Source organism: Nocardia sp. NPDC050799 (assembly GCF_040654015.1).
Classification (GTDB): domain Bacteria; phylum Actinomycetota; class Actinomycetes; order Mycobacteriales; family Mycobacteriaceae; genus Nocardia.
In genome coordinates this window covers 348,229-371,700 of record NZ_JBFAHF010000001.1, presented here as the reverse complement: position 1 = coordinate 371,700, position 23,472 = coordinate 348,229, and the positions used below count along the sequence as shown (strand labels likewise).

General features: G+C 67.9%; 28 protein-coding genes and 1 riboswitch. Of the genes, 10 read left to right on the top strand and 18 right to left on the bottom strand.

Annotated elements, in window-relative coordinates:
* Window positions 1-80 precede the first annotated feature (80 nt).
* The gene (locus AB0H42_RS01825; RefSeq protein WP_357048255.1) at window positions 81-1,097 is read left to right on the top strand and encodes an alpha/beta hydrolase; all 1,017 of its coding nucleotides are present in this window, start codon (window positions 81-83) and stop codon (window positions 1,095-1,097) included.
* Between the two features lie 207 nt (window positions 1,098-1,304).
* Window positions 1,305-2,651 carry a DUF2252 domain-containing protein gene (locus AB0H42_RS01820; RefSeq protein WP_357048252.1) on the top strand — a complete coding sequence of 449 codons (1,347 nt, stop codon included), beginning with the start codon at window positions 1,305-1,307 and terminating at the stop codon, window positions 2,649-2,651.
* 48 nt (window positions 2,652-2,699) lie between these two features.
* Here the strand turns inward: AB0H42_RS01820 and AB0H42_RS01815 are convergent, their stop codons facing one another.
* Complete coding sequence (locus tag AB0H42_RS01815) at window positions 2,700-3,509, bottom strand: IclR family transcriptional regulator (RefSeq protein ID WP_357048249.1); 810 nt, start codon at window positions 3,507-3,509, stop codon at window positions 2,700-2,702.
* Between the two features lie 63 nt (window positions 3,510-3,572).
* Between AB0H42_RS01815 and AB0H42_RS01810 the strand changes: the two genes are divergently transcribed.
* The 5 genes from AB0H42_RS01810 to AB0H42_RS01790 all read left to right on the top strand — a co-directional run bounded on the left by AB0H42_RS01810 (window position 3,573) and on the right by AB0H42_RS01790 (window position 8,053).
* A complete protein-coding gene (locus AB0H42_RS01810; RefSeq protein ID WP_357048246.1) occupies window positions 3,573-4,730 on the top strand; it encodes a cupin domain-containing protein in 1,158 nt (385 codons plus the stop codon).
* On the top strand, window positions 4,727-5,557 hold the full coding sequence (locus AB0H42_RS01805) for a fumarylacetoacetate hydrolase family protein (RefSeq protein WP_357048243.1): 831 nt from the start codon (window positions 4,727-4,729) through the stop codon (window positions 5,555-5,557). The genes AB0H42_RS01810 and AB0H42_RS01805 overlap by 4 nt, the downstream gene beginning before the upstream one ends.
* Complete coding sequence (locus AB0H42_RS01800) at window positions 5,554-6,180, top strand: maleylpyruvate isomerase N-terminal domain-containing protein (protein WP_357048240.1); 627 nt, start codon at window positions 5,554-5,556, stop codon at window positions 6,178-6,180. Before AB0H42_RS01805 ends, AB0H42_RS01800 begins: the two co-directional genes overlap by 4 nt.
* Window positions 6,181-6,192: 12 nt before the next feature.
* Window positions 6,193-7,446: an FAD-dependent oxidoreductase gene (locus AB0H42_RS01795; protein WP_357048237.1), complete on the top strand. Its 1,254-nt coding sequence runs from the start codon at window positions 6,193-6,195 to the stop codon at window positions 7,444-7,446.
* A gap of 244 nt (window positions 7,447-7,690) precedes the next feature.
* Window positions 7,691-8,053: a cupin domain-containing protein gene (locus AB0H42_RS01790; protein ID WP_063126947.1), complete on the top strand. Its 363-nt coding sequence runs from the start codon at window positions 7,691-7,693 to the stop codon at window positions 8,051-8,053.
* A gap of 23 nt (window positions 8,054-8,076) precedes the next feature.
* Here the strand turns inward: AB0H42_RS01790 and AB0H42_RS01785 are convergent, their stop codons facing one another.
* The 5 genes from AB0H42_RS01785 to AB0H42_RS01765 all read right to left on the bottom strand — a co-directional run bounded on the left by AB0H42_RS01785 (window position 8,077) and on the right by AB0H42_RS01765 (window position 13,235).
* Window positions 8,077-9,630: an AMP-binding protein gene (locus AB0H42_RS01785; protein ID WP_357048234.1), complete on the bottom strand. Its 1,554-nt coding sequence runs from the start codon at window positions 9,628-9,630 to the stop codon at window positions 8,077-8,079.
* A 241-nt stretch (window positions 9,631-9,871) separates the two neighbouring features.
* The gene (locus AB0H42_RS01780) at window positions 9,872-10,681 is read right to left on the bottom strand and encodes an ABC transporter ATP-binding protein (RefSeq protein WP_357048231.1); all 810 of its coding nucleotides are present in this window, start codon (window positions 10,679-10,681) and stop codon (window positions 9,872-9,874) included.
* Complete coding sequence (locus AB0H42_RS01775; protein ID WP_357048228.1) at window positions 10,674-11,528, bottom strand: ABC transporter permease; 855 nt, start codon at window positions 11,526-11,528, stop codon at window positions 10,674-10,676. The genes AB0H42_RS01780 and AB0H42_RS01775 overlap by 8 nt, the downstream gene beginning before the upstream one ends.
* Entirely contained in the window at window positions 11,506-12,528 is a 1,023-nt protein-coding gene (locus AB0H42_RS01770; protein WP_357048225.1) for an ABC transporter substrate-binding protein, read from the bottom strand. Before AB0H42_RS01770 ends, AB0H42_RS01775 begins: the two co-directional genes overlap by 23 nt.
* A complete protein-coding gene (locus AB0H42_RS01765) occupies window positions 12,525-13,235 on the bottom strand; it encodes a TenA family protein (protein WP_357048222.1) in 711 nt (236 codons plus the stop codon). The genes AB0H42_RS01770 and AB0H42_RS01765 overlap by 4 nt, the downstream gene beginning before the upstream one ends.
* Window positions 13,223-13,318, bottom strand: a riboswitch (TPP riboswitch). Its footprint overlaps the gene before it by 13 nt.
* 288 nt (window positions 13,319-13,606) lie before the next feature.
* Here AB0H42_RS01765 and AB0H42_RS01760 point away from each other — a divergent pair.
* From AB0H42_RS01760 to AB0H42_RS01750, 3 genes are all read left to right on the top strand, one after another.
* A complete protein-coding gene (locus AB0H42_RS01760; RefSeq protein WP_357048219.1) occupies window positions 13,607-14,236 on the top strand; it encodes a hypothetical protein in 630 nt (209 codons plus the stop codon).
* A 91-nt stretch (window positions 14,237-14,327) separates the two neighbouring features.
* Window positions 14,328-14,645: a DUF2795 domain-containing protein gene (locus tag AB0H42_RS01755; protein ID WP_063126940.1), complete on the top strand. Its 318-nt coding sequence runs from the start codon at window positions 14,328-14,330 to the stop codon at window positions 14,643-14,645.
* A 57-nt stretch (window positions 14,646-14,702) separates the two neighbouring features.
* A complete protein-coding gene (locus tag AB0H42_RS01750) occupies window positions 14,703-15,497 on the top strand; it encodes an SDR family NAD(P)-dependent oxidoreductase (RefSeq protein WP_357048216.1) in 795 nt (264 codons plus the stop codon).
* A 164-nt stretch (window positions 15,498-15,661) separates the two neighbouring features.
* Here the strand turns inward: AB0H42_RS01750 and AB0H42_RS01745 are convergent, their stop codons facing one another.
* From AB0H42_RS01745 to AB0H42_RS01690, 12 genes are all read right to left on the bottom strand, one after another.
* On the bottom strand, window positions 15,662-16,306 hold the full coding sequence (locus AB0H42_RS01745) for a LysE family translocator (RefSeq protein ID WP_357048213.1): 645 nt from the start codon (window positions 16,304-16,306) through the stop codon (window positions 15,662-15,664).
* 80 nt (window positions 16,307-16,386) lie between these two features.
* On the bottom strand, window positions 16,387-16,692 hold the full coding sequence (locus AB0H42_RS01740; protein WP_030520251.1) for a gas vesicle protein K: 306 nt from the start codon (window positions 16,690-16,692) through the stop codon (window positions 16,387-16,389).
* Entirely contained in the window at window positions 16,689-16,880 is a 192-nt protein-coding gene (locus AB0H42_RS01735; RefSeq protein WP_030520252.1) for a gas vesicle protein, read from the bottom strand. Before AB0H42_RS01735 ends, AB0H42_RS01740 begins: the two co-directional genes overlap by 4 nt.
* Complete coding sequence (locus tag AB0H42_RS01730; protein WP_357048210.1) at window positions 16,877-17,665, bottom strand: GvpL/GvpF family gas vesicle protein; 789 nt, start codon at window positions 17,663-17,665, stop codon at window positions 16,877-16,879. The genes AB0H42_RS01735 and AB0H42_RS01730 overlap by 4 nt, the downstream gene beginning before the upstream one ends.
* Window positions 17,662-18,057: a gas vesicle protein gene (locus AB0H42_RS01725; protein ID WP_357048207.1), complete on the bottom strand. Its 396-nt coding sequence runs from the start codon at window positions 18,055-18,057 to the stop codon at window positions 17,662-17,664. The genes AB0H42_RS01730 and AB0H42_RS01725 overlap by 4 nt, the downstream gene beginning before the upstream one ends.
* Window positions 18,054-18,389: a gas vesicle protein GvpO gene (gene gvpO / locus AB0H42_RS01720; RefSeq protein WP_357048204.1), complete on the bottom strand. Its 336-nt coding sequence runs from the start codon at window positions 18,387-18,389 to the stop codon at window positions 18,054-18,056. Before gvpO ends, AB0H42_RS01725 begins: the two co-directional genes overlap by 4 nt.
* Window positions 18,386-18,652, bottom strand: a complete 267-nt coding sequence (locus AB0H42_RS01715; protein ID WP_357048201.1) for a gas vesicle protein GvpG — start codon at window positions 18,650-18,652, stop codon at window positions 18,386-18,388. Before AB0H42_RS01715 ends, gvpO begins: the two co-directional genes overlap by 4 nt.
* A gap of 4 nt (window positions 18,653-18,656) precedes the next feature.
* Complete coding sequence (locus tag AB0H42_RS01710; protein WP_357048198.1) at window positions 18,657-19,448, bottom strand: GvpL/GvpF family gas vesicle protein; 792 nt, start codon at window positions 19,446-19,448, stop codon at window positions 18,657-18,659.
* The gene (gene gvpJ / locus AB0H42_RS01705) at window positions 19,448-19,840 is read right to left on the bottom strand and encodes a gas vesicle protein GvpJ (RefSeq protein ID WP_357048195.1); all 393 of its coding nucleotides are present in this window, start codon (window positions 19,838-19,840) and stop codon (window positions 19,448-19,450) included. Before gvpJ ends, AB0H42_RS01710 begins: the two co-directional genes overlap by 1 nt.
* Window positions 19,837-21,105 carry an SRPBCC family protein gene (locus tag AB0H42_RS01700; RefSeq protein ID WP_357048192.1) on the bottom strand — a complete coding sequence of 423 codons (1,269 nt, stop codon included), beginning with the start codon at window positions 21,103-21,105 and terminating at the stop codon, window positions 19,837-19,839. The genes gvpJ and AB0H42_RS01700 overlap by 4 nt, the downstream gene beginning before the upstream one ends.
* A gap of 5 nt (window positions 21,106-21,110) precedes the next feature.
* Window positions 21,111-21,731, bottom strand: coding sequence for a hypothetical protein (locus AB0H42_RS01695; RefSeq protein WP_357048189.1), 621 nt, complete (start codon window positions 21,729-21,731; stop codon window positions 21,111-21,113).
* A 349-nt stretch (window positions 21,732-22,080) separates the two neighbouring features.
* On the bottom strand, window positions 22,081-23,460 hold the full coding sequence (locus AB0H42_RS01690) for a cytochrome P450 (RefSeq protein WP_357048186.1): 1,380 nt from the start codon (window positions 23,458-23,460) through the stop codon (window positions 22,081-22,083).
* Window positions 23,461-23,472 lie beyond the last annotated feature (12 nt).

The window sequence follows — 23,472 nt, the reverse complement described above, 5'->3', positions numbered from 1 at the left end:
GTGTCAGGACGATAGTGAGTCGGTGAGGCTGAAGGCGTTCCGGCACAGACCGGCTCCCCTACGACCAGGACACCGATGCCATGATCACCGCAGCACACCGCCTACTCCTGCCCGCGCGCACGGCAGCGGCCCTCACGCTCACGCTCTTGCTCACGGCCGGCACCGCCTCCTGCGCCTCGACCACCGCTGCCGGCGTCCCTCGGTACGCCGCCGCCACCCGGGACGACCCCGAGTTCGCGCAGACCTTCCGGCACGAATTCGCCGATATCGACGGCGTCCGCATGCACTACGTGACCGGGGGCAGCGGCACGCCGGTAGTGCTGATCCACGGGTGGCCGCAGACCTGGTACGGCTGGTGGGAGCTCATGCCCGAACTCGCCGAGCGCCACACCGTCTATGCCGTCGACCTCCCCGGGCTGGGCGACAGTTCCGGTTCCCCGACCGGCTACGACAAAGCCACCCTGGCGCGCTACGTCCACACGCTGATCGCCGATCGGCTCGGCATCCGTGATGTCCAGGTCGTCGGACACGATTTCGGTGCGGCGGTGGCATTCCAGTACGCCGCCCAGTTCCCGGCCGATACTGCCCGCCTCGGCTACCTCGATCTGCCCCTGCCGGGGCCTGCGATCGACGCGCCCACCTACCGTTCGATGAGCTGGCATATCGCCTTCCATTCCCAGCGCCGAGTCCCCGAGGCCGTCGTCGGCGACGACGTCCGGGAATACCTGGCGCTGTTCTACCCGCAGGTCTCGTTCGGGGGGACGGCCTTCGGAGGCACCGCGGACCGCTCCCCGTTCACCGATGCCGAAATCGACGAATACGCACGGACGTACAGCCGGCCCGAGGTCCTGACCGGCGGCTTCGAGCTGTACCGGGCTCTCGACCAAGATGTTCGCGATACCGGCGCGACACCGCCGATACAGGTGCTGGCCCTGCTCATGACCGCCCAGGGACAACTCGACCCGGTCCGAGCCACCGTCGCCCCCTATCTGAGCAATATCGTGCGCGCGGTGGATGTGCCGAACACCGGACACTGGCTCGTCGAGGAGAACCCCGGCTTCGTCACCGCGGAACTGCTGCGCTTCCTCGACCGGTGACCTCGCACGCGTGATCTGCACGATCTTGCCGGTGGCTGCGGCGATCGGTCCATCAGCGGGGTCGAGGGCATTACCGGGCCCGCCGGCCGATTGCCGGAGTCGAGCGCGGCGGAAGGGGTTCTGGCACGATCGAATACATCGCCGCCCTGGTGCCGAGCCAGGGCTGCAACACCATCACGACGAGAGGACCGGCCCGGAATCGTGGGTATGGACAACGGGTTCAGCGAGCACACCGCACACGACCGCAGGGCCGAGATCGTCGAGGTCTTCACCGACGCCTTCGGCGAGATGATCGCCGCCGACCCGGACGCGTTCCGTAAGAAATTCCGCAAAATGGCGGATAACCCGTTCGCCTTCTACCGCGGGTCCGCCTGCCTGTTCTACAACGATATGGCCGCCACCGAGGATCGGTGGGCCGATGAGCGCACCGGCCGGATCTGGATCCAGGCCGATCTGCATGCGGAGAACTTCGGCACCTATATGGATTCCGCCGGACAATTCGTCTTCGACGTCAATGATTTCGACGAAGCGTATCTCGGCGCGTTCACCTGGGATATCAAACGTCTCTGCGCCAGCGTCGCGCTGCTGGCCCGCCGCAAGGCCGTCTCCGATGCCGATATCGAGGCATTGACAGCGACATATGTGCGCTCCTATGTGCGAATGGTGCGCGCCTTTCACGAGGGCACCCAGAACGAGCAGGACTTCAAACTGCATCTGCGGAACACCACGGGCCCCGTGCACGATGTGTTGCTCGACGCACGGATGAACACCCGCACTGCCCTGTTGGCGAGCACCACGATGGTCGAGAACTACGAACGCCGATTCCGGCCGGGTAAGGATGTTCGTTGTGTGGAGGAGGAGGAACGCACCCTGGTACTGGACGCCTTCACCCGATATCTCGAGACGATCCCGGAGCACAAGCGGTTCCGGAGCATCACCTACCAGGTGAAAGATATCGTCGGCCGCAAAGGATTCGGGATCGGGTCGGCGGGGCTGCCCGCGTACAACATCCTCGTGGAGGGGCAGACCGAGGCGCTGGAGAACGATGTGATCCTGTCCATGAAACAGGGGAATGTCGCCGCGCCCAGCCGGATCGTGCAGGACGAGCGGATCCGGGACTATTTCCGGCACCACGGACACCGCACCGCCGTGTCCCAGCGCGCCCTCCAGGCCCACGCCGACCCCTGGCTCGGCTACACCGAGATCGGCGGGGACGGTTATATCGTCTCCGAACTCTCCCCTTACGTGAGCGACCTCGACTGGTCCGATCTCACCGAGCCGGCGGAAATGCAGCCGGTGATCGAATACCTCGGTCAGGCGACCGCGGGTATGCATTGTGTCTCCGACGCCGACTCCGATCAGACACTGGTCGATTTCCAGAGCGAGGAGGCGATCGTGGCAGCCATCGGCTCCGACGAGGAAGAATTCGTGCGCGATATGGTGAAGTTCGGTCAGTCCTACGCTCTTCGCACGCGCACCGACCACGAGCTTTTCGTCGATGCGTTCCGTAACGGCGAGATTCCCGGCCTGGAGCGATCGACACCGATCCTCTGACAACCGCCGCGGTGACGGGTGCAGGGCCGGCTGCCGAGTCGGCCTCTCCTACTTGTGCCGCTCGGGTAGCGGGGTAAGCCCCCGGTCGCCGCCGCGGCTCGCTTCGATCCCGCCGGCGGCCCGGTGCAGGGTGGCAACCAAGGCCGGCAACTTGTTCCGGTCATAGCGGATCGAGGGCATCGATACCGACAGGCCCGCCAGCGCGGTCCCGTCCGCGTCCCGCACCGAAACCCCGACCGCGACCACTCCGCGCTCCGAGAGCCCGTCGTTCAGTGCGAACCCCGCCCGGCGCACTTTGGCGAGCCGGCTGCGCAGACTCGGTAGGTCCGGCCGTTCGTCGGGACGTTCCGTATATCGTGCCTCGTCGTAGAGTTCGTCCAACTCGGCCGGGTCGAGTTCCGCGAGCAGCACCAGGCCGGCGGTGGTGCGATGGGCCGGGAACACCATTCCCTCCCGCGACCCCACCCGCAATGCCTGCCGGCATTCCACACTGGCGATGAACCGCGCTGTGTCCCCGGCCCGGATGGTCAGGTTCGCCGACTCCCCCACCAGATCGACCAGCCGTTGCAGATGCGGCAGCGCGGCCGCCCGGAGCCGCGAGGTCCGCGACTGCGAGTGCGTGGCCAGCTCGAGCACCGGGCCCGGGTGGTAGGCCCGTTGCTCGTCCTGCACCGCAAAATCCCGGTACACCAGCGTCTGCAGCAACCGATGCGCCGTCGATCGCGCCACCCCGAGCCGTTCGGCGACCCGGCTGACCGTCAACCCGCCCTCCAGCTGCAGCATCACCGCGGCCCGCAGTGCGTGGTCCGCGCTGGTCACGACGTATGCCGGTGGCGTCTTCGGTTCCGTGTTGCCCATCTGCCTGTTCTGCTCTCCAGAATTACCTGTTCTGCTGGCTCGACAAGGGTCACTGTAGGCGATATGAGCAGCACTGACACCCCCGTCCGCCTGCGGGCGGTCGCGGCGCCGGACCAGCCGGACGTCACCCCCGCCCTCGAGGAGCTGTACCGCGGCTTCGAACAGGAGCTGCTGGTTCCGCTGTGGACCGAGATCGGTGATCTGATGCCGGCGCATCCGCGGTCGCGGGCGGTGCCGCATCGGTGGCGGTGGGAGAATCTGCTGCGGCTGGCGGCGCAGGCGGGCGATATCGTGCCGGTCGGCCGCGGGGGTGAGCGGCGGGCGATCGCGCTGGCGAATCCGGCGCTCGGTGGGCGGCCGTTCGCGACGCCGACATTGTGGGCGGCGATCCAGTATCTGATGCCGGGAGAGGATGCCCCGGAGCACCGGCATACCCAGCATGCCTTCCGCTTCGTGGTCGAGGGGTCCGGGGTGTGGACCGTGGTGGGTGGCACCGGGGAGACGGCCACCGGCGACGCGGTGCCGATGCGACGGGGAGATTTCCTGCCGCAGGCCGGGTGGAACTGGCATGCGCACCACAATGCGACCGCGGAGCCGATGGCCTGGATCGACGGGCTGGACATCCCGTTCCAATACGTCGTGGAATCGCAGTTCTTCGAGTTCGGGCGCGCGGGGATCAGCGCCGCGGAGCGGGTCACGCCGGAGCGGTCACGATCGGAGCGGCTGTGGGGGCATCCGGGGCTGCGGCCGCTGTCGGTGGGGGCGGTGGCACCGGGGTCGCCGCTGCTGGCCTACAAGTGGGAGCACACGGATGCCGCGTTGAACGATCAGCTGCTGTTGGAGAAGGAGGGATCCGGCGGGACCGTCGAACCCGGGCACGCGGCGGTGCGGTTCTCGAATCCGCACGACGGCACCGATGTGCTGCCGACCATGCGGGCGGAATTCCACCGGGTCACCCGAGGTTCGGAAACCGCGCCGGTCCGGGAGACCGGGTCGTCGGTGTATCAGGTGTTCGACGGGTCCGGCACGGTGACCGTGGGAGACAAGAGCTGGTCGGTCACCCGCGGTGACCTGTTCGTCGTCCCTTCGTGGGAAGCCTTCTCCGCCAGGTCGGAAGCCGGTGGCACCGACTCCGATTCCGGCGCTCTGGACCTTTTCCGTTTCTCGGACGCGCCCGTTTTCGCGGCGCTCCGGCTCGACCGTCAGGAGATCACCCGATGAAACTCGCCACCCTGCGCGTCGACGGCGGCACCCGCGCGGTGCGCCTCGACGGTGACACGCTCGTCGACCTCGGCTACGACGATCTCGGCGTACTGTTCGCCCGGGACGACTGGGCCGCGATCGCGGCCGAGGCCTCCGGGCGGGCCTGGCCGGTGACCGGCGCAAATTTCGCCGCGGTGGTGCCGAACCCGTCGAAGGTGATTTGCGTCGGGCACAACTACACCAATCACATCAAGGAGATGGGGCGCGAACTCCCCAGCTACCCGACACTGTTCCCGAAATTCGCCGACAGCCTCATCGGGCCGGACGATCCGATCGTGAAACCGGCCGAGACCGACGCGCTGGACTGGGAGGTCGAGCTGGTGGTGGTCGTGGGCAAGCCGGTGCGGCGGGCCAGCGAGACCGAGGCCGCGGACGCCATCGCGGGGTTCACCGTCATGAACGATGTGTCGGTGCGGGACTGGCAGTTCCGCACGATCGAATGGACGCAGGGCAAGATCTGGGATTCCTCCACCCCGGTCGGGCCCTATGTGGTCACCCCGGACGAGGTCGGCGGGGTACGGCCGGCGCTCGAGGTGGAGACGCTGGTCGACGGGCAGGTCATGCAGCACGATGACACCGGGACGCTGCTGTTCGACCCGGTGCGCCTGGTGCAGTACGTGTCGACGGTGATCCGGCTGAACCCGGGCGACCTGATCGCCACCGGCACCCCGGCCGGGGTCGGTCACGCCCGGGACCCGAAGGTCTATCTGGTCGGCGGGGAAACCGTGGTGACCCGGATCGCCGGGGTGGGGGCGTGCACGAACAAGGTCGTGCAGGCCTCGTGACCGGGCGGACGCACGCCGACTCGCTGAAGTGGGCCGAGCACGGGACGGGACTGTTCGTCACGCACGCCGCGCTGCTCGACGACGAGACGCTGTCGGCACCGAGCAGCCTGCCCGGGTGGACGCGTAAGCATCTGGTGGCGCATATCGCGGCCAATGCCGACGCGCTCGGGAATCTGGTGCACTGGGCACGCAGCGGCGAACGCACGCCGATGTATTCCTCGGCCGACCAGCGCACTGCCGATATCGAGTCGGGTGCGGAACTGACCGCGGACGAGCTGACGGTCTGGTTGAACCAGGCGGTGCGCACATTGTCCGTCGCGATGGAGGCGCTGACCTGGGACGACTGGCGCACCGAGGTCGTCACCGCGCAGGGGCGGACCGTCCCGGCCACGGAGATCCCGTGGCTGCGGGCGCGCGAGGTGTGTGTCCATGCCGTCGATCTCGGCACGGGCACCACCTTCGCCGACCTCCCCGACGAATTCCTGTCCGCACTCGTCACCGATATCCGAGGCAAACGCGGACTCGACGAAATCCCCGACGGCCCGCTACCCGAGGTCGCCGCCTACCTCGCCGGTCGTCCCCATTCCCTCGCCGGCGTCCCCGACCTCGGCCCCTGGTTGTAAAGGAGGCTCATCGTGAGCACCCCTGACGTCGTCATCGTCGGCGGCGGCATCGGCGGGCTGAGTACCGCTTTCGCACTGTCCCGGCTCGGCCTACAGGTGCGGGTCCTGGAGCAGGCGAAACAGTTCGGGGAGGTCGGAGCGGGTATTCAACTCGCGCCCAACTGCACCCGCATTCTCGAGGACTACGGTCTGCTGGACGAGGTAAAAGCCCGCGGGGTCGTGCCCGACCGGATGGTGATGCGGGACGCGGTCGACGGAAGCGAACTGACCTCGCTCGACCTGCGCGATCTGGAGCGCGAGTACGGCTTCCCGTATCTGGTCATCCACCGCAGTGATCTGCACGCGCTGTTCCTGGAGGCGTGCCGGGAGGCAGGTGTCGAACTGCGCACCGAACAGCGCGTCGTCTCCTACACGCAGGACGATGGAAAAGCCGGTGCGACCACGCAGTCCGGTGCGGTCCACGAGGCGAATATCGTGATCGCGGCCGACGGGTTGCATTCCGTCGCGCGCACACTGTTCACCGACGACCGTCCGGTGTCCTCGGCCTATGTCGCCTACCGAGGTACCGTGCCGATCGCGGAGGTGGACCGGCCGGTGGACCTCTCCGAAGTGGTCGTCTATGTCGGGCCGCGGTGCCATTTCGTCCACTACGGGCTGCGGGGCGGCGATCTGCTCAACCAGGTGGCGGTATTCGAATCCCCGAAGGCCGTGGCCGGGCTCGACGACTGGGGCACTCCCGACGAGCTCGACACCGCCTTCGCCGCGACCTGCGATTTCGTCCAGGATCGGTTACCGCATATGTGGCGGGACAAATGGTGGCGGATGTACGACCGCGACCCGATCGACACCTGGGTCGACGGACGGATCGCGCTCCTCGGCGACGCCGCCCACCCGCCGCTGCAATACATGGCGCAGGGCGCGATCATGGCGATCGAGGACGGGTGGGTGCTCGCCGAGCACGTGCGGCGCCTCCGGGACGACGACGGCGTGGTCGACTGGGCAGGGGCCCTCGCGGCGTACGAGGCGGTCCGGCCCGAACACTGCCGGCGGGTGGTGCTGACGGCCCGGGCGTGGGGTGAACTCTGGCATCTCGACGGGATCCGGCGCGCGCAGCGCAATGTGCTGCTGCGAGAGCGTGGGGTCGGCGACTACGCGTTCACCGACTGGGTCTACGGTCCGACGGCCCTGTTCCCCGCGGACGAGCCCCCGATGTTCGAGCCGATACCGCTCGCCTCCGCCGACCGGGTGGGCGCGGGGCCCCCGTAGTCGCCCGGCGCCGGGAGCGGCGACCCGTCCGGCCCGCGAACCGGCGGCGGGCGTCCCCCACTACCGCGTGCCCGGCTCGTACGACTGTGGCGGCCCGCTGCCTTGCCGCCGCCATCGGCCCGCCAGTAAAATGTTATTCCTGTCACATCCAACGCTGAGCTGTGCCGATATCGGCAGCGTAGGCGCCCGAAGGAGAAATCCGACCCATCCGGAACGGGGATTCGCAGTACCGAGGAGAACAATTATGTCCGGTTTGGTCCGCAAGAACTTCGATTCACCCGAGGAAACCCGTCCTTTCGAGGCAGGCAAGGGCAAGATCGACCTGGTCAACCTCGACGCCGGCCCGGTGGGCCGGGCGGTCTTCGAACCCGGCTGGCGCTGGTCGGAACATGTCCGGCCGATCGCCGGGACCGACAGTTGCCAGGCACCCCATACGGGCTACTGCGTCTCGGGGCACCTGGCTGTGGTCATGGACGACGGTGAGAAACAGGAATTCGGCCCTGGCGATTTCATGATCGTCCCACCCGGACACGATGCCTGGACCGTCGGCGACGAACCCTGCGTCATGATCGACTGGCAGGGGGTCACCGACTACGCCAAGCGGTGAGGTTCGCGGACTCCCGCCGGATATCAGTTGACCTGACGGCCGCGACCGCTCCAGTACGGTGCGCGCAGTTTGAACTTCTGCAGTTTGCCGGTGGCGGTCCGGGCCAGCTCGCTGCGGAACTCGACCGAGGTCGGTGCCTTGTAGCCGGCCAGCCGCTGTTTGCACCAGGCGATCAGTTCGGCTTCGGTCGCGTTGCTCGCTTCGGCGTCCGGGGTCAGCACGACCAGCGCCTTGATCGTCTCCCCCCACTTCTCGCTCGGCACCGCGATCACCGCCACCTCGGCCACGGCGGGGTGGGAGAACAGGCAGTCCTCGACTTCGATCGAGGACACGTTCTCGCCGCCGGTGATGATCACGTCCTTCTTGCGGTCGGCGATGGTCAGGTAGCCGTCGTCGCCGAGAGCGCCGCCGTCACCGGTGTGGAACCATCCGCCGGCCAGCGCCGCCGCGCTCTCCTCGGGGCGGTCCCAGTAACCCTCCATCACCACATTGGACCGGGCCAAAACCTCTCCCGAGCCTTCCTCGGGCTCCTCGGCCCGCAGCCGGACGCCCAGGGCCGGGGCACCGGCGCGGGTCAGCTTCGCGGCCCTGGTCTCGGGGTCGAGGTCGTCCCATTCCGCCCGCGCGCGGTTGACGGTCAGCAGCGGTGAAGTTTCGGTCAGGCCGTAGATCTGGATGAACTCCCAGCCGAGTTCCTCCTCGACGCGGGCGACGGTTTTCGTCGGCGGCGGTGCCCCGGCCATGATGATCCGCACCCGGTCGCGTCCAGGGATCTCGCCCTCCCAGGTCTGCGCGGCCTCGAGCACCGCGGCGGCGACCGCGGGCGCCGCGCACAGCACCGTGACACCGTGGTCGCGCACCCGGCGCAGGATCTCGGCGCCGTCGATCTTGCGCAGGACGATGTGCCGGGCGCCGACGCCGGTCATCGCGAACGGCATGCCCCAGCCGTTCGCGTGGAACATCGGCAGGGTGTGCAGATATACGTCGCGGTCGCTGATCGTGGCGTGCAGGCCGAAGGTGACGGCATTGACCCAGATACTGCGATGGGTGATCTGCACGCCCTTGGGGCGGGCGGTGGTCCCGGAGGTGTAGTTGATGGTGGCGGTGGCGGATTCGTCGGGTTCCCACGGCCGCGGTATCGCCCCGGGGGCGGCGTAGAGGTCGGTATCGGCGCCCAATACGAACTTGTGCTCACAGTCGACCTCGCCGAGCGAGTCCGCGAGTTCCGGGTCCACGTACAGGGCGCGGGCCCCGGAATCCTCGACGATGTAGCGCACCTCGTCCGGGCGCAGGCGGAAGTTGATCGGGACCAGCACCCGGCCCCATCCGCTCACCCCGAAGAACGAGGTCAGCAGCCGGCTCGAATTGTGGCTGACCACCGCGACCCGGTCCCCGGCTCCGATACCCATTTCATCGAGTCGGGCGGCCTGCCTGCGGGCGAGGTCGGCAACCTGGGAATAGGTCGGTGAGCCCTGGCCGGGCGCGGGCTGGGCGGGTTCGTCGACGATACCGATCCGGTCGCCGTACACGGTTTCGGCGCGGTCGAGGAAATCGGAGACACTGAACGGGACGAACATGGCCCTCCTACGGATCTCGCATGCGCCGGGAGTCGATTCTGCGGATCTTCCGGCGGTCCGACGATTGTCTCGCTGAACCGGCCGCGGCGGGCCGGAATTCTTACGGTGGTCGATCCGCACGGCGGCACTGCGCCGGTTTCCTTACCCGCAAGACCTGTCCGGGAGGTCCGGCGCTGTCGACCACCGTGGTCGGGGCACTCGCGACCGGGAAGTGCCGACCGGCGAATTCGGCGGGTGGAACTCAGTGGTCTCGTTGAGCGAGTGCGTGGCGCGCCTCCTCGTGGAGCACGTCGAGCAGGTCCTGCTCCAGCGCGACGAACTCCGGTGTGGTGATCATCGACAACTCGCGTGGCCGTGGCAGATCGACGCGCACCTCGCGGCGTACGGTGGCCGGGCGCGCGGACAGCACGATCACGCGATCGGACAGGTACACCGCTTCCCGGATGTCGTGGGTGATCATCAGCACCATCCATCGGTAGCGCTGCCAGACATCCTGGAGCCACGACTGCATCTCGGTGCGGGTCAGCGAGTCCAGTGCGCCGAACGGCTCGTCCAGCAGCAGCAGTTCGCGTTCCTGGACCACGGTCCGCAGCAATGCCGCCCGCTGCCGCATACCGCCGGAGAGCTGGGACGGCCGGGCGTCCTCGAATCCGGACAATCCGAAGACCGGGAACAGTTCGCGGGCCCGGCGCCGGGCCTCCGGTTTCGGGACGCCGTGCACCTGGAGACCCAGGACGGTGTTGTCCAGGACCGTGCGCCACGGGAACAGCAGATCCTTCTGCGGCATATAGGCGCAGTGCGGTGCCGTTGGTTCCCCGTCACTCGTGCCGAAACGGATACTGCCCGTGTCGGGAGTCTCCAGGCCGGCCAGCATATTGAAGACGGTGCTCTTACCGCAGCCGCTCGGGCCGATGACGGAGACGAACTCACCCGGTTGCGCGGTGAAGGAGACACCGCCGAGGACCTTCCGGTCGGGACGGCGCCGGCCGGGCTGCGGAAACGATTTGATGAGGCCGTCGACGACGATCCGGTGTCCGCGCGCGTCACTCACGTCGGCTCCTGTTCTCCGCGCGGGACCACGGTGCGACGAGCCGTTCGATCGCGAAGGTGAGCAGGTACAACGCGATACTGAGCAGCGCGGTCACCAGTACCGCCGCCAGCACCAGGTCGGTGCGGAAGGAGTTCTTCTGCAGGCTCATATAGATGCCGAGGCCTTCGCTGGCGCCGACATATTCGGCGAAGACCGCGCCGACGACCGCATAGGTGATCCCGATCCGCAATGCGGTGAAGAATCGCGGCACCGCCGACGGCAGCCGCACATAACGGAACACTTGGACACGGGACGCCCCCATACTGCGCAGCAACGCGCCCGCCTCTCGGTCGGCCGCGGCGAATCCCTCGATCAGCCCGATCGCCATGGGGAAGAAGGTGACGAGTGCGACGACGAGCACCTTCGGGAGCAGCCCGAAACCGAACCAGATGATCATCAACGGTGCTATCGCGATGATCGGCAGCGTCTGAGAGGCGACGAACAACGGCACGAACGCGCGCCGCAGCCAGGGCGAGAAGTCGACCACCACGGCCAGCAGCCAGGCCAGGCACAGCGATACCGCGAAGCCGGCCAGTGTCACCTGGAGGGTGGCGGCGGCATGGACCCCGATCTCGTCGCGGTGCGCCCACCCCTGCGCCACGACCCGCACCGGGGACGGCAACAGTTGCGGGCGGATACCGCTGACCTCGACATAGACCTGCCACAGCACGACGAGTAGCGCCACCGTCACGACGGACGGGAGTGCCCAGCGTATCCCGGTCGATCGGCCCGGTGTGGTCCGGGCGACCGGATTCGTCCCGGGCGCGACCTCTGGCTCGGAGTCGTCAGGGGGCGGTGAGGTAATCATTGGTGAAGTAGGTCGACCAGTCCGGTTCCTCGGTCAGCGGGGCGCCGTCGGGACCGGTCAGCAGACCCTTCTCGTACAGGAAACCGGAATTCGCGGCCCACTGCTCGCGGGTCTGGACGCCCACCCGGCCGCCGGGGCCCTTCATGAATTGCTCGGCCAGCATCCGCTGACTCTCGAAAACCAGGCCCTCGTCGTTGAATGCGCCGGGGTTGGCGGCGAGAAGGTCCGCAGCGCCGGCATCGGGGTCGTCCGCGGCGAACTGGTAACCGCGCTGCAGGGCCTGCACGAACTTTCGCGCGCGGTCGGGGTTCGCGGCCAGCCAGTCCTGGTTGGCGTCGACCACGATGGCGTACGCGTCCGGGAAACCGAAGTCGGTGTAGCGGAAGTACCGCATCGGGGTGCCGTGGTGCTCGGCTTCGATACCCTCCCAGCCGAGGTAGGAGACGGTGAAGTCGGCTCGGCCCGAGTAGACGGCCTCGTAGGCCGAGGTGCCCAGGGTGACGGTCGTGAAATCGCCGCGGCCGCCGTCGTTACGGATCACCTGCTGGAGCGCTTCCACTTCACCGGGGTCCCCGAAACCGGCGTAGGTCTTGCCATCGAGATCCTTCGGACGGGTGATATCGGTGCGGTCGGCCTTCACCCCGATCCCGGTCGCCCAGTGTTGCAGCGGTGCGAGCACGGACAGCGTATGCGCCCCCGACGCCCGCGCGAAGGTCGACGAATTATGGGTGCTGATACCGAACTCGGCATTACCGGCGTCGATGACCGTATCGACCGCGGTGTTGTTGTACGGCAGGATCTGCACATCCAGGCCGGCGTCGGCGAAGTAGCCGCGCTGCTGCGCGACGAACAACCCCGTGTGGTTGGTGTTCGGCGTCCAGTCCAGGGCGAAACGGATGGTCTCGCCGTCGCCGGGCCCCGCGGTGCAGGCGGTGAGCGCGGACAGTGCCGCCACGATCGCGACCGTCGCCGCGAGGGCGCGGCGCAGGCGGCCGCTCATGCGGCGGGCCAGGGCTGCGGATGCAGGGCGGTGTCCCAGAACATCAGCTCGTACCGGGTGGCCACGGTGAACGCTGTCGCCATCGCCGCACGATCCCGCTCGCTCGCCGCCTCGGCCGCCGCATCGACGAACGACCGGGCCGCGGCCGCGGACTCCTGGAACTCCGCGGCGCCGTAGGTGGACACCCACTGGGCGTACGGGTGACCGGGGTCGGCCGCGAGAACTTCCGCCGCACTCGCGGCCAGGTCACGGCCGACCTCGGCGTAGATCCAGAAGCACGGCAGCGCGGCCGCCGCGCCCACGGCGTAGGACTCGGTCGCGGCGGTGGCGATGAGGTAGGAAACGTATCCCAGGCAGGCCGTGGACGGTTCCGGCTCGCCTTCCCGCGCGGGGAGCCGGCTGTCACCGAGCAGGTCGCGGTGCAGTTCCGCCTCGACGGCGACCGCCGTGGCGGCCGAACCCGCCCAGAACTGCGCGGCCTGCGCGTCGGGTGACTTGGCCGAGAGCAGGGCCAGCACCTTCGAATAACCGGCGAGATACAGCGAATCCTGCTCCACGTAGGTGCGGAACACCTCGAGCGGGAGGGTGCCGTCGCCGAGCCGGCGCAGGAATTCGAGCTCATCGATGGCGCCGCGGAGATCTTTCGTCCGATCCCAGAGGTGTTCGGTGAATCTGCCGGATTCGGTGGTGTGCGCGCGTGAAGCCAAGACATTCCTTCGTCAGCATTACCTGGACAGGTTCTCGGGTATGTTCTCAGCCCCGCAATCGCGGAGCACCCCGTGTCAGAACGATTTCGACCATAACAGTTGATCGGCGCACGGTGGGCGGGAGGTCGTACCGGGCTTGATCCACCGGAGAGGCCGCTCGGCCGGCGGAGTGGCGCGGACGTGCACGAACCGTCCGGGCCGTGACCCATGTGAGCCAGCGACCGTGACATTACCGCGACCATTTCGTAATCTAACAGTGATCTTGTCGTCGAGCGTTACGAGTAGTCATCATTATGCCTGGTCAACACCGCAAACCGGCCCGAGCCCGAAGGATCGCTCCGCTGGCCGGAAGCGCGATAGCGGCGACGGCGGTGATCGCACTGTCCGTAACGGCACGTCCCGGCCCGGAGGCACAACCCGCCGCGGCCGCGGTCGACGCGGCCGCGGTGCCCACCGCCGGCCTCGACAAAACTACGGAGACGACGCACGCGCCGGACGCGCCGATACCGGTGGCCGGCCTCGGCCGGGCTCCGGCGACGACGCCGGCCCCGCCCGGTATGCCGGCACCGGCGGCCACGATCGCGCGACTTCCGGAGCCCGCCCGGTACGCGAAACGGCATGCGCCTCCCCCGCCACCCGTCATCGCGTGCTCGACCGAACTCGCCGGTGCGCGTCCGCAGGTGGCGCAGGTGGGCAACCTCATCGACCAGACGTTCGGCGTCGGCGATATCGGGGGCGCCAACGGCCGCTACGACGGCGATCACGGCGCGGGTCTGGCGCTCGACTTCATGACCTACGATCCGGCCCGCGGCGACGCGATCGCCGACTTCGTGCTGGCCAACAAAGAGCGCTTCGGTGTGACCTATGTGATCTGGCAGCAGCGGTACAACGATGGCAGCGGCTGGTCGTACATGGAGGATCGCGGCGACCCCACCGCCAATCACTACGACCACGTACACGTCTCGTTCGACTCGACGGCCGATATCCACGTGACCTGCTGACGCACTTCCGCGCTTCGGGTTAGTGGCGGGCGGGCTGGGTATCGCGCCACCGCACACACCCGACCGTCGAGGCGAAACAAGGAGGACGACGATGGTCGCAACCGACGCGGATCGAGTCCGGGCGGCACTGTCCGCCGCTGATTTTCCGGCCGAGAAGCCAGAGCTGGTGCACTGCGCGACCCGGGCGCACGCCGACAACGACACGGTGCGCGCCCTGAAGGCGATCCCCCCGGAGACCTACGGCAATCTGCAGGAAGTTCTGCAGTCGGTGAACCTCGAGCCGCGGCGGTCGCCGGCGGACCGGGCCGCCCAACGGCGCACCCACCACCATCCGGGCCTGGCGGAGCAGGAGATAGAGGTTCCACCCAACCCGATCACCGAGGAACTCGGATACAACCGCGACAGCTGACCGGATCCCGGCGTCGCACGGTGGCATGATCCGCAGGAACCTGGGTAGCCGCCGCAGATGACCACTATTCATCCCCTCGCGCTCGTGACCGGCGCCTCGAGCGGTATCGGTCTGGAACTCGCCACCGCGTTCGCCGAACGCGGCTATGACGTGGTCATGGCCGCGGAGGATGCGGACATCGAAACCGCGGCCGACACCGTCCGCCGCCCCGGGATCGAGGTACGGGCGGTCCAGGCCGATCTGCGCACACCGGAAGGCGTGGAACAGGTGTACTCCGCGGCGACCCAGGACGAACGGCCGCTCGACGCGGTCGCGCTCAACGCCGGAGTCGGTCGCGGCGGCAACTTCGCCGAGACCGACCTCGACGACGAACTCGATCTCATCGCGCTCAACGTGCGCTCGACTGTGCACTTGGCCAAGCTCACGCTGGGCGATATGGTGCGGCGCGACACCGGTGGGCTGTTGTTCACCTCCTCGGTCGCGGCGATGATGCCCGGCGCCGGGCAGGCGGTGTACCACGCGTCGAAATCGTTCGTCCAGTCCTTCGCGGAGGCGCTGCGCGAGGAAGTGCGCGATACCGGGGTGACCGTGACCGCGCTGATGCCGGGACCGACCGATACGGACTTCTTCCGCCGCGCCGGTCTCCTCGAGACACCGATGGGTCGCGGCCCCAAAGAGGATCCGGCGCGGGTGGCGCGACAAGGGGTGGACGCGCTGCTCCAGGACAAGCAGAAGGTCGTCGGTGGATCGCTGGGGACCCGTGCGATGGCCACGGTCGCGCATGTACTGCCCGATTCGGTCAAGGTCACCGCGAGCCGGGTGATGAATGCCGCGCTCCCTCACCGCTCCTGACCCGCTCCTCGGATCGCAGGAGAGCGGCCCACGACAAGGTGCTCGATTATGGCCGGTATCGGCCCCTCTGTTCCCGGGCGATGAGATGGCGGGGTAGCCGGGCGGACCCGGTGTCCTGCCGCTGAGTAAACGCAACAGGGGTGAGTACGGCCCGCATGGAATGTTCAGCGACCGGATACGCCCTGATCCACCGCGACCGACGCACCGAGCCCGACGATCAGCGCCCCGCCCGCGCCCCCGACCGCCTCCAGCCGCTTCGGCGACCGCGCGAACCAGTTGCGCGCCGCGGAGGCGAGCAAAGCCCAGGCGCTGTCACATATCAGCGCGATCACCAGGAAGATCGAGCCCAGCACCAGCAGCTGGAGTGGCAGCGAGCCCGAAGCATGATCGGCGAAATGGGGTAGCACCGCGGCGAAGAATACGATCGCCTTCGGGTTGGTGACGCCGACGACCACGCTCTGCCGGAACACCCGGCGCCCACTCGCCGGTGCCACGGGCGCACCCAGTACCTCGCGCAGCGCTTTCCGTTCCCGGATGGCCTGGACCCCGAGATGGATCAGGTACAGCGCACCCGCAACCTTGACGATCGCCATGGCAGTGGCCGAGGCCGCCAGCACCGCGCCCAATCCCACCGCGACGAACAGCAGGGCGATCTGGACACCCAGCGAGTGGCCCAGGACCGAGATCAACGCCGCGCGGCGCCCGAGGGTGAGCGCGCGCCCGATGGTGAAGAGCACGCCGGGCCCGGGAACCACGACGATGAGGGTGGCGGCGGCCACGAAGGCCAGCAGATTGGCGGCGGGGACCATCAGCGAATTCTATGCCCGGGCGGCGGGTTCGGTGCCCCGGAATCGGCGGACCGGCGCGATGACCGGCAGACCCGTTCCGGTCACCTGCCGGAGGGATTCTCCGGAAGTAGCGGCCCGAGGGGGCCGAGGTCGATATTGAGATCTTCGGGGGTGAGACCGAAATGCTCACGCAGCTCGTCCATTCGCTGCTCGAGGAGCATCAGGGTGGTGCCGATGCGCTCGACCTGATCCTCGCTCAGATCGCCGGCGTCGACCCGTCGCAGGGCCTGCCGTTCCATCAACTGACGCAGCAGTTCCACCAGGGTGAGGACGAGCGTGACCAGGCCGCGTTCCACCGATTCGGGATCGGTGTCGATACGCGGTGAGATACCGTCGAATTCGGTCATCCGGGTGGCTCCTGCGTGGGCCCGTACAGCGTGCTGACCGAAGAGATCAGCGCCCGCAACGAGATCTGCACCAGATCGACATCGGCGATGGCGAGCTTGATATCGCCGGTGACGACGACACCACCCGCCAGCACTCGGTCCAGCAGGTCGACCAGTGCGATGCGGCGCTCGCTGTCGACGCTGTTCACCGCGGCTCGCGTTCCACACCGGCGAACGAATACGGAGGCCACGGGCCGGTGAGTTCGAGCCGGATGCCGGGGAATTCGGCAGCGAGCGCGTCGACGGCCGCGGCGAAATCCTCGGCGCGCTCGTCGTCGACCAGGTAGGTCCCGTTGAGCACCATCCAATCACTGCGACCACTCAGCGCGGGATCGGTGGTCGGCTGCCGGCGACCGGCCGCGGCGCGGCGGCTCAACCGGGTATGGACGGCCTCCGCACGCTGGGCCGCATCGTGTTCCACGGTTTCCTGGGCGGACAGCTGAGCACGGCGACGGGCCAGATAGGCGGCGCCCGCGCCTTTCGCGGTGTCTTCGGCGCGGGCCTCGGCCACGGCCGCGGTCAGTGCGGCGCGATCTCCGTAGACCTTCACGCCCCATTCGGTGCGACCGCTGACCAGGACCAGCGCCGCCTCCAGATCCGCCTGCCGGTCCCGGAGCAGTTCCCGCACCCGCTCGTCGTCGAGAAAAACGGTCGCCAGCCGCAACGGCGCCGACGGGGCCCGGCGCACCGCCGCGGATACCACCACATCGTGTGCCCGGGCGGTGACGGCCAGCCAATCCAGATCCTCCAGGTTCCGGCTCAGCGGCTGCGCCCCGAACACGTCGAGCGGTACCGAACCCACGAGCGCGGCGAGCGGCTCGGAGATCACGACCCGGACCGGCTCACCGGCCACTCCGGTGAGCCCGTCGAAACCCGCGGCAGCGTCCGCGGCCGCCATCACCGCATACAGCCAGACACCGGTCCCGCCGGTCACGGCGGATCGCTCTCCTGCACGTCACGCCGCCCTTCGACGGCTTCGCGCCGGTTTCGTCCGGCCTCGAGCTCGGCGATCCGGTCGCGCAATTCGCGATTCTCCAGTTCGAGGTCACGATCCTGCCGCTCGAGCGTCCGGGCCTTGCTGTTGAGCCACGGGTCGGTCTCCCACCAGTCGATACCCACGGCCTTCGCGGTCTCCAAGGACGCGACCACCAGCCGCAGTTTGATGGTGAGCAATTCGATATCGAGCAGGTTCACCTGGATATCGCCCGCGATGACCAGCCCTTTGTCCAGGACCCGTTCGAGGATATCGGCGAGGTTGGTCGATTGATGCCCGCCGCCGTAAGGCTGCGGCTCGTAGGACCCGGCCCCACCTCCGACCACCGTCATCGCCGGCCTCTTCCGCCGATCTCGGTGCTACCGCGTGCATAGCGTGCGGTTCGACGGTAGGCCAGCAGATTCCCGTCGAAGTCGATCTCCACTTCGTAGAGCGCGAGCATATCCGCCGACGAGGGGATGCGGTGGTCCTCGAGCACTTCGATCTCCACCAGCCGGCCGTCTTCGAGCGGCTCCATGCAGGTCACCCCCTCCACCGATTTCGACGTCAACTGCCGCAGGTGCTCGATCGCCGCCGTCGCGGCCTCCATGGCGGTGAGAGGTTGCGGCCGGTCCGGATCCGGATCGACATCCGCGGCATCCTCGGTGGTCGACCTGCGGCTCATGGTGACTCATTTCTGTTGCCGGGCGGCGGGATGCCGCCGGACGGACGCCTGATCCGGGAGAGAACCTCCCGCAACGCCCGGTCCCGCTCGTCCTCGGAGATATCGCCGGCCGCGGCGGCCGCCTCGATCTCCTCGATATCGCGCCGGACGGCGGCCGGACTGCGCCACTGCTTATCGACCTGCTCCTCGATCACTTCACCAAGCCAGATCACCCCCCGGACAGGAGCCAGCGGCAATAGGACGATCGACGACAGCAGCCCCATCTCCTCACCCCGCGGGTTCGCCGACAGTGACGAAATCGTAGGGCGCCATCGGGCCGAGCAGGTCCAGCCGGACCCGTCCGTCCCATGCCTCACCGAGTTCGGTCAGCGCACTGACCAGATCGTCCTCCCGGGACAGGTCCAGCAACACGGCGAGGTGGACCGCCTCCTCTTCGTGCGTTGGCTGACGCTCCCGCACGGTCGGATCGAAATCGCTCAGGGCGGCCGCCACCCGACGGGTGTCCGCGGCGCGTTTGGCCTCGATCTCCCGGTTCACGATTTCGCCCAGTCTGATTCGCTCGTTCCGGGTGGCCTCTTCGGGTTTGTCGCGGATCTCCGCGCGCAATCGTGCCGCGTCGGGATTCTCGTCCAAGATCTCTTGGAACACAGTGTTCTCGGTGTAGCGTCCCCGGATCACGTACTGGGCGCGGCCCTCCAGATCGTCGAGCGCGCTGCGGAACTGGTCGTGATTGGGGGCGAGTAGCTCCTTCTCCACCGCTTCGGTATCGGTCACGACACCGCCGAACTGCAGCGGCAGCACCGGGGCGACAGCCGCCGTCCCGTCCAGCAGGCGCGCGTGCGCGGTGAGATCGTCGGGCATGCCCAGCGGGCGGTCGAGCGAGACCTCGCTGACCAGGGCGGCGATATCGCCGTGTCGTACCACGGCGATATCGGCCGGTGGGTCACCGATACCCCGGGCGTGCGGCTCCGGCTCCACATCGCCGGTCACGATGCCGTACACGTACACCCCGGTGCGCTGGTCGCGGTCGCTCTCGGAGGTGGTACCAGCGGTGGACATCAACGCTCCCCTCGCTTGGAGGGCTGGCGCTTGTCCTCCACATCCCCGAGGAAGTCCTGCACCTTTTTCCCCGCCGCTTCGATGGCGCCTTTCGTCTTGTGCTCGGCCGCGCCCTCGGTGACATCACCCACCAGGTCGGTGAGTCCTTTGGGCTCGTTACTGGAAATCTCCAGACGGTTGACGGCCTCGGCGAAACGCAGATACGTGTCGACGCTGGCGACCACCACGCGGGCGTCGATGGTCACCAGTTCGATGCCGACCAGAGAGACCCGGACGAACGCGTCGACGACCAGTCCTTTGTCGAGGATGGTGTCGATGACCTCGGCCAGGCCGGACGAATTGGGACGGGCCACTGCGCCACTGCCGCCGCCACCCGCGGGTTCTATGGTCATGTCCTCGCTCCTCGCTGTGCGCGGGAACGGCGTGGTGCGGCGGCACGGCGGTCGGTACGCGCGCGACGCGACGGCCGGGCCTCGCGGTCCTCGTCTTCCGTGCTGTCCTCCGTCTCCTCGTCGTCGGGGCCGCCCTCCTCGTCTCCGCGCTCCTCGTCCTCGTCTTCCTCTTCCTCTTCCTCCTCGTCCTCGTCCTCGCTCTCGTCCTCGTCCTCGTCCTCGTCCTCGTCCTCGTCCTCGTCCGAGGGTTCCTCATCCGCGGCGCCTTCGTCCTCCGCGCCCTCACCTTCTCCCTCCGTGTCCTCGCCCTCGGCCTCCTCCTGCTCCCGACGTCGCGCGGTCTCGTCGTCCTCCACAACCTCGCCGTCACGGATCTCCCCGTGCCAGCCCACGATGTCGTCGGGACGTAACACCGCCTCGGTCATGACGTAGCGCTCGAAATGCTTGAGTTCCAGGCGGCATCGACGCCCGGCCGCGCGCCAGATATTGGCGGTCTTCTCGAACAAGCCCTGCGGGTGATATTCCAGAACCACCAGGACCCGGGTGAAATGCGGGCCCAGTTGATGGAAGGTGACCGCGCCGTCGATATAACCCTTGGCCCCTTTGGATCGCCAGATGATCCGCTCGAACGGCACCTGTTCGAGGATCGTGGACTCCCAGGTCCGCCGCGACCAGAACACGCGCCCGGTCCAGGAGAGTTTCTCATCGGCGACCTGTTCGACCTGTTCGACCTTCTTCGTGAATTTGGGGAATTCCGCGAACTGGGTCCACTGGTCGTAGACGAGCTCGACCTCGGCACCGATATCGATGTGCTCGACGATATTGGCCAGTTTGAGTTTCTTCCCCTTGCCGCCCTTGCCGCCCCCGCCGGTGAGCGCATCCTTGGCAGACGACACCGTGTCCTTGACCGACTGCCCGACTTTGCTCATTCCCGCGCTCATGGCCGCTCGCATCGGGGAGGCGCCCTCGGAGAGTTTCTCGACCCCCGTCAGCGCCGCGAGCAAATTGCCGCCCTGGCCTTCGGCGTATTCGTTCAACCGGCCGGCCGCACCCGACACCCCGCCGGACAGACCGGACACCGCACGCTGGGCGAGAGTTCCGGCGAGATTCTGCACCGACTGCCGGAGCAAATCGCCGGGACTTCCCTGTTCCGCGGTCTTCCGGGCCGTCGAACCGGCCGATTTCGCGGCCCCGGTCGCCCGGCCGGCGGTGCCGGTGGCCGCTTTTCCGACTCCCGAGGCTGTATCGCGCAATACTTTCGCCATCGCTGTCACCGCCTCGTGCGCCGCACGGGCGCCTCGTCGGTCTGGGCCGTGGAACGACGCCGGCGCGTCGTGGTCTTCCCGCTCTCTTCGGAGCCGGACGCCCGGGTCGACGTGCGGGTACCGGACCGGGAGGACTTGGCCGCGGGCGTCCGGCGGGCACGCGGCCGGAGCGCGGGTTCTTCGGCTTCTTCTTCGTCCGGAGACTCGTCGCGTTCTTCGTCCGGAGACTCGTCGCGCTCTTCCTCGGCCGCCTCGTCGGTCTCATCCGGCTCGGGCTCGGTGTCCTCCTCCGCTGCGGCGGCCCGCCGGCGGCCACCGCCGTCCTCGTCCTCGGTCGACGATGGTTGCAGCCGCTCGTTCAGCGCGTCGAGGCGGTTGCTCGCCGCGGTCACGGCCGCCGATCGCACCGCCCCCAGCAGCTCGCCCCGCACGGTGTCGGTGATCTTGGTCAGCTCCTTGGAGCCGCCCAGCGTCGATGTGCCGCGTTCGAGTAGCTCACCCGCGAGCCCAGTGGATCGTTTGGACATCGCCGCGCCCGCCAATCCCATCGCCCAGCGCATTTTGCGGGTACGACCCAGGAAATATCCGATTCCCACCCCTAAAGCAATTCTTGCTCCGCCTTTCATGCTCACTCCTCGCCGCCTCGGATACCGCTACACCTCACGATGGGAGCGGCCGAGACCAGAGACCCCAGAAACGGGACAGACCACGTTACGGTGGACGATCTCCAGCGTATTCCTGGTTACCCGCATGGTCGATAGGAGTACAGGGCAAGAAACGAACACGGCGGCGAACCGGCGAGACCCCGTAGCGACCCTTCGGCCGGCAATCGCTCGGGTGGTTGCGCGCGACCGGTTCCGATCCGCACCGGCGCGCCACAGCGGCAACTCGTATTCGCGTACAGTGCGGAGGCGGGTTCGCGCCCGCGGTGAGACTGCCGCCGAGAGCGACGCCGGGCGGCAGGCCGCCGGTGGGTCAGTTACGGATCAAGGTGATCGGCAGGCCGTCCTTGGGGAACGGCAGCGAGTGGTAGTCCATCGGCGGCACATAGCCGGGATCGACAGTCCAGTGGTACTCGCGCAGCAACCTGTGCATGATCGCCTTCACCTCCAGACCCCCGAAATACATTCCGATGCATTTGTGTACACCGCCGCCGAACGGTTCCCACGCGAAGCGGTGCGATTTGTCCTCGCGGCGTTCGGGGCCGAACCGGTCGGGGTCGAAGGACAGCGGATCGGTCCAGTAGTCCTCCATGAGATGGGTGAACTGGATACCCACGATGACATCGGTACCGGCGGGGATACGAACACCTTCGACCACGGTGTCCTTCACCGCGTACCGGACCAGCACCGGGACCGGGGCCCGCAGGCGCAGCGCCTCCCGCATCACCAGATCGATCGAGACCAGCTTGTCCAGCTCGGCCATCGAGGGTGCCGGCCCGAGCGCGAGCGCCTCGGTCCGGCAACGCTCCTGCCAGTCCGGATGCTGTCCGAGGTACTGCAGGATGGTGGAAGTGGTGATGGTGGAGGTGTCGTGGGCCGCCATCATCAGGAAGATCATATGGTTGACCACGTCGTCGTCGCCGAACCGCTCGCCGTCCTCGTTCTCGACGTGGCAGAGCACCGAGAAGATATCGTCGGTCGGCCGGGCGCGTTTGGCGGGCAGGTAGTGGCGGAGGAAGTCCTCGAGCACTTTGCGGCCGCGATAGGCCCGGCCCCACCGGGTGAACGGCGCGTTGATCCGGACGATCCCGGCGGCTGCCTGCACACAGGCGATGAACGCTTTGTTGATCCGGTCCATCTCGGCCTGCCCGGTGTCCTGCACACCGCCCATGAACAGATCCGCGGCGATATCGAGGGTGAGCTGCTTGAGTTTCCAGTACGACGGGAACTCGGTGCCTTCTTCCCAGGCCGCCACACCCTGTTCGATGGCCGGGTGCAGGCGCTGGGTGTAGGCCTCGAGGCGGGTTCTGGTGAATGCCTCCTGCATGATCCGCCGGTGCGCCAGGTGCTCCTCGAAATCGATGAGCATGAGACCGCGGTGAAAGAACGGACCGACGAGTTCGGACCAGGCCGGCTCATTGGCGAACGCCTTGTCCTTGTTCTGTAGTGCCGTGCCGCAGGCATCGGGCCCGAGCAGCATCACCGAGTTCTTACCGAGCGCACGGAACGGTGCGACCGGACCATAGCGCTCCCAGCGGCCGCGGCACAGCGCGACCGGGTCTTTGGCGTACTCCAGCACCTGCCCGAGCAGGGGTAATCCGCGGTCGTCGCGGTGCTGGACCGGGATCGGCCGCGTGGTCGCCGGCCCCGTCGTAGCGGCTTCCTCGCGTGGCTCCAGGGCCTCGGCCTTCATCTACTCACCTCA